Origin of the sequence: Streptomyces sp. NPDC035033 (assembly GCF_040636735.1) — a bacterium.
Taxonomy (GTDB): Bacteria; Actinomycetota; Actinomycetes; order Streptomycetales; family Streptomycetaceae; genus Streptomyces.
Genome location: NZ_JBEZUZ010000190.1, coordinates 1 through 5,015 on the forward strand (window position 1 = coordinate 1; position 5,015 = coordinate 5,015).

General features: G+C 73.9%; 6 protein-coding genes and 1 pseudogene. 5 read left to right on the forward strand and 2 right to left on the reverse strand.

The annotated features are described in order from the left end of the window. A pseudogene (locus AB0E83_RS35105) lies at positions 1–170 on the reverse strand (esterase); the annotation flags it as partial. A 965-nt stretch (positions 171–1,135) separates the two neighbouring features. Here AB0E83_RS35105 and AB0E83_RS35110 point away from each other — a divergent pair. The 4 genes from AB0E83_RS35110 to AB0E83_RS35125 are packed head-to-tail and all read left to right on the forward strand — an operon-like array spanning position 1,136 to position 3,230. Beyond that, on the forward strand, positions 1,136–1,735 hold the full coding sequence (locus AB0E83_RS35110) for a sulfite oxidase-like oxidoreductase (RefSeq protein ID WP_362120829.1): 600 nt from the start codon (positions 1,136–1,138) through the stop codon (positions 1,733–1,735). Next, complete coding sequence (locus AB0E83_RS35115; RefSeq protein ID WP_362120831.1) at positions 1,735–2,436, forward strand: ferredoxin reductase; 702 nt, start codon at positions 1,735–1,737, stop codon at positions 2,434–2,436. Before AB0E83_RS35110 ends, AB0E83_RS35115 begins: the two co-directional genes overlap by 1 nt. 31 nt (positions 2,437–2,467) lie before the next feature. Further along, positions 2,468–2,752, forward strand: a complete 285-nt coding sequence (locus tag AB0E83_RS35120; RefSeq protein ID WP_362120833.1) for a DUF6510 family protein — start codon at positions 2,468–2,470, stop codon at positions 2,750–2,752. Positions 2,753–2,777: 25 nt separating this feature from the next. Next, complete coding sequence (locus tag AB0E83_RS35125) at positions 2,778–3,230, forward strand: DUF5709 domain-containing protein (protein ID WP_362120835.1); 453 nt, start codon at positions 2,778–2,780, stop codon at positions 3,228–3,230. Positions 3,231–3,259: 29 nt separating this feature from the next. Here the strand turns inward: AB0E83_RS35125 and AB0E83_RS35130 are convergent, their stop codons facing one another. Next, positions 3,260–4,447, reverse strand: coding sequence for a helix-turn-helix domain-containing protein (locus tag AB0E83_RS35130; RefSeq protein ID WP_362120837.1), 1,188 nt, complete (start codon positions 4,445–4,447; stop codon positions 3,260–3,262). A gap of 146 nt (positions 4,448–4,593) precedes the next feature. Here AB0E83_RS35130 and AB0E83_RS35135 point away from each other — a divergent pair. Further along, positions 4,594–5,015, forward strand: a 422-nt coding sequence (locus AB0E83_RS35135) for an AMP-binding protein (protein ID WP_362120838.1), incomplete at its 3' end; no start/stop codon positions are given.

Below are 5,015 nucleotides of genomic sequence, written 5' to 3' on the forward strand. Positions count from 1 at the left end.
TCGTCGACCTCCGGGCGCGGCACGCTGGTGTCGCTTTGCAGGCCGAGGAGGATGTCACGGCCCTTCTCCGGGGGGACCTCGTAGATCCGCGGGTGAGGGTCGGTCGCCTCGCACAGCTCCTTCGCGGCCGGCTCGAGGTAAGGCGTGATCGGAGGAGGGAGCTCAGTCATGTCGACTCCGTCGTCACGGGCACACGGGTGCCCTGTTCCCGCGGCCTGTGACCGGCCGCGCATGGCGATCCCCCACCCGGGCTTCCGTGCCCGGCTCCATCGTTCGCGCCCCCTTCGGCCCCCGCAACCCGGCCGCGAGCCCTGCGCGAGCGCTCGGCTTCCCGGACCGGTGGGCCGTCACGGAACGGAGCATTTCGTACGAGGCGAAGGGCGCCCGTCAGGCGTCCGGGAACCGCGCGAACCCGAAAGCGTCGTCGACGAGAGCGGTCGGGGCCGCCCCGAGTCGTGGTCGGACTCGTCGAGGAACGCACCGCCTCCCGCGTCCGCCGCTTCACCGTGCGAGGCCGCCGCACGTCGGCGTTCCTCGTCTCCGGCGCCGAAGTCCTCCTCCTGTCACGGGACTTACCGTCACTCGACGACGTCATCGCCCACAACGGCCGGTTCCCCGCCCTCAGCCGCTTCCTCTCCCTCCCTCTCCCTCTCCCTCCCCTCGGCCCTCGCCGACGCCCTCACGCGCCTCCCGGCGGGCGACAAGGTCGCCGACGTCCTGAGGGCCTCACCGGCGAACTCATCGTGTGGGCAGGCCACCCCATCGCCACCCGCTCCGAGGGCACACCCGGCGTTGTCGGCCCGGTCGCGGCCTTCGGGCCCGACGCGCTCCGGCAGGGCTGTGACGGCCCCGGACTCGTCGCCGTCCGAGCCGCCGCGCGGTGCGGCGCGCGGCGGCCTTTCGCATGAGCCGTGTCGCCGCGCGCAACAGGGACCCGCACGTGCCGGGTTGCACGGGCGCGGCAGGCGGGGATCATGGAGGAGAAAGGGACACGCACGCGGCGCCCCCGGTCGCGCGACCCCGCGGCCGCCCAGTGGGCCGGCCGCCTCGTTCGTACCCGACCCGCACGCCCGGGCCCGGGCCGACCTCGACGAGGAGCGGACGGAAGCGGACTCCGAGCGAGAGGAGCGACCCCATGGGCGGCTTGTCACCGGGGTTCCACGGGAAGGCCCGTGCATTCGAAGGACGGCTCCCGCCCGGCCAGTACCCGACGGAGTCGTTCCCCGTCCTGTCCGCCGGACCCACTCCCCGCATTCCCACCGACCGGTGGTCGTTCACCGTGACCACCGAGCTGGGAGAAACACGGACCTGGACGTGGGACCAGATGATGGCCCTGCCCCAGGAAGAGCCCACCGTCGACATCCACTGCGTGACCCGGTGGTCGAAGTTCGACACCCGCTGGCGCGGTGTCTCCCTCGACGTCCTGCTCGGCGGGGTCGAGACCGCCGCCGGCTTCGTCGTCGCCGAGTCCTTCGACGGCTACACCGCCAACCTGCCGCTGGAGGACGTCACCGGCGGCAAGGCATGGCTGGCGCACACCTACGACGGCTACGCGCTCTCCCCGGACCACGGCGGCCCGGCCCGCCTCCTCGTCCCGCACCTCTACTTCTGGAAGTCGGCCAAGTGGGTCAAGGGCCTCATTCTCACCTCGGACAACGAGCCGGGCTTCTGGGAGTCGGCCGGCTACCACGACTACGGCGACCCCTGGCGCGAGCAGCGCTACCGGAGCGACTGATGCACGGCTGGCGACGGGCCCGCCTGACGGAGCGGGAGAAACAGACGGCGACCGGCCGCACCCTGAAGTTCGAGGTCGCGCGGTGGCCGGGACACCTCCCGGGCCAGCACGTCGACGTACGGCTGACGGCGGAGGACGGCTACCAGGCGGTGCGCAGCTACTCGCTGGCCGCCCCCGCCGACGCCGACAGCATCGAGCTGGGCGTCCAGGCCGCCGCCGGGGGCGAGGTCTCCCCGTACCTGGCCGACGACCTCCCGGTCGGCGCCGAGGTCGAGGTCAAGGGCCCCCTCGGCGGCTGGTTCGTCTGGACGCCGGAGGAACCCGGTCCGCTCCTGCTGATAGCCGGCGGCTCCGGCATCGTGCCGCTGATGGCGATGCTGCGCGCACGGACCGCGTCGCCGTCGGACGCGCCCTGCACCCTCCTCTACTCCGTCCGGAGCCCCGACGACGTCTGGTACGCCCCCGAACTCGACGCCCCCGCCCCCCACGTCCGCGTCCGGCGCCTCTACACCCGCCTGGCGCCGGACGGCTCCGGGCGCCCCGCCGGCCGCATGACCACGTACGACCTGCCGGGCCCGCCCCCCGCCGGGGAAGGCCGCTGCTACGTCTGCGGCCCGACCGGATTCGTCGAGCACGCCACCGGCCTCCTCCTGACCACCGGGTACCCGTCCCACCAGATCCGTACCGAACGCTTCGGCTGACACCCCGCGCCGCACGGTGAGGAACCCCGCCATGAACGAGCATCCCCTGTACCTCGACGGCAACGCCCTGGCCGGACCGCTCGGGGAAGTCTTCGCGACGGACCCGACCACCGCCTGGCGGCTGTGCCCCGGATGCCGCCTGCCCGCCACCATGGCCCAGCTGCACGTCTACGGTCCCGAACCCGGCCTGACCGCCCGCTGCCCCGGCTGCGCGGCCATCGCCCTGCGGGTCGTCACCCAGCCCGAGCACCTCTGGCTCCAACTGGGCAGCGGCGCGGGCGCCTTCCGCTTCACCCGCCCCCACGTCACTCCATGACCGTGTGGAACGAGGGGAGTCGGACATGACCGGGCCCGAGGCATGGGGCGACGACGTCTACCAGCCGGACGGAAGCGAGGTCCAGGACGACGCGGGCGTCCTGGACCACGAGGACACCCTCGACGGGCCCGGGGGAGACCCGCTCGACGAGGGGTACTCACCGCCCGAGCGCCCCCTGGGCGTCGAGCACACGGGGGTCACCGCGGCCGAGCGGGTGCGCGGGGAGTCCCTCGACGAGCGCCTCGCGGAGGAAGAGCCCGACCTCGCCGTCCCCGACGGCGACGGGATCGGCGACGCGACGGACACCGACGGCGAACTCCTCGACGACCAGGTCGGCACCGGACGCGCCGGCCGCCTCGTCTCCGAGGACCAGGGCACCGGCCCCGTCACGTCGCGACTGAACGCCCACGACCTCGGCGTCGACGGCGGCGCGGCCTCCGCCGAGGAGGCCGCGATGCACATCGTCGACGAGGAGTGAGGGACCGGGCCCGCCCGGTCGGGCGTCCTTCAGGAGCCGCGAGGCCGGCCGTCGAAGCCCCCGGGGCCGCCGACGGCCAGGAGCGCGGCGCCGATGTCCGCCGCCGCCCGCGGATCGGACAGCAGCCGCCCGGTGAGCTCCTCGACGCGCCGGAGCCGGTAGCGGACGGTGTTGGGGTGGACGAACAGACTGCGGGCCGCCTCGCCGGCCGAGCCGCCGGAGGCGAACCAGTGCTCCAGGGTCCGCAGGAGACGGGACCGCTCCGCGGCCGGCAGGTCGAGCACCGGCCGGAGGGTCACCTCCACCAGATGGGCGGCCTCGGCGGGCGCCGCGGCGACGACCATCGCCAGCGGATTGTCGTCGAACCGCGCCACCCCGGGCCCGGCGCCCGGCAGCCGGGACAGCGCCAGCCGGGCGAACCGCAGGGCCTGCGGGGCGTCCCGCAGCGAGTCGAAGCACGGACTGAACCCCACACGGGCACGACTGCGCCGCAGCACGCGCAGGCAGGCGGTCTCCGCGGCCGCGCCGGGCAGCGCGATCAGGGCCAGCTGCTGGTCCGGCAACAGCCGCCAGGCCGAGGGGAGTTCCGCCCGGCGCAGGGCCGTCTCCACGCCCGCGAGCGGCTCCTCGCCCGGCGCGGCGGCCTCCGCGACGGCGATCGCGTACGGGCCCTGCTCGGGCAGGCCCAGTTCACGGGCGGCCTCCCACAGCGTGCCGCCGGTGATGGTGCCGGTGAACAGCGCCTCCACCAGGGCCGACCGCCGGGCCTGCCCCCGCGAGGTCAGCTCGGCGGCCGTCTCCCGGTAGGAGACCGCCACGGCCTCCGCGTACAGGCCGGACAGCGCCCAGAACTCGGCGGACTGCGCCACCAGGAGCCCGTCGGTGACCTCGGGGCGGCTGCGCGCCTCGGCGAGGATCTCGGTCCACAACAGCTCCGAACCGATCCGGTACGCGTGCAGCGTGTCCGCCAGCGGAACGCCCTGCTCGGCGCGGACCCGGCCGGTGTCGTGGGCCGAACTCGCGTCCGGAGCGCCCCCGTTGAGCAGATGGCTCAGGATGAGGTTCGCGTTGGCGGCGCAGGACCGGCGCAGCGACTCCAGGGGGATCAGCGCCTCGTCCTGGTACGCGTCGACCTCCGCGCGGATGCGCAGGGCCATCTTCTCGGCCAGTTCGGGGAGCGTCGAAAGAAGCGCGGCGGCCACACCCGAAAGGTTCATGTCCACAGCATATCGACCCCGTTTTGTTCTCGCGGACAATCCGCTGTCCCGAGCGTTGTCCCGCCGCCCATAGGGCGAACCCCGTGAGGGGCTGCAATATGTCGGCGATGTAAACATCTGGTGATTCCGTGTAACGGAGGCGGGTCATGGCCAATCTGGCAGGGTTCCTCGTGGAGACGGCGCGGCGGCAGCCCGAGCGCCCCGCGCTGCGTCTGGGGGAGCGGGTGATCAGCTACGCGGAGCTGGACGAGCACAGTGCGCGGGCCGCCGCCCTGCTCCGGTCCGAGGGTGTCGAGCCGGGGGACCGGGTCGCCCTGATGCTGCCGAACGTCCCCGAGTTCGTCGTGCTGTACTACGGCATCCTCCGGGCCGGAGCGGTCGTCGTGCCGATGAACCCGCTCCTGAAGACCCGCGAGACGGAGTTCCATCTCGCCGACTCCGGCGCGGTGCGGCTCTTCGAGTGGCACCAGGCGCCGGGCGAGGGAGCCCAGGGTGCGGAGGCCGCGGGGGTGCGGCACACGGCCGTCGAGCCCGCGGCGTTCGCCGCCGCCCTGGCCGGGCACGAGCC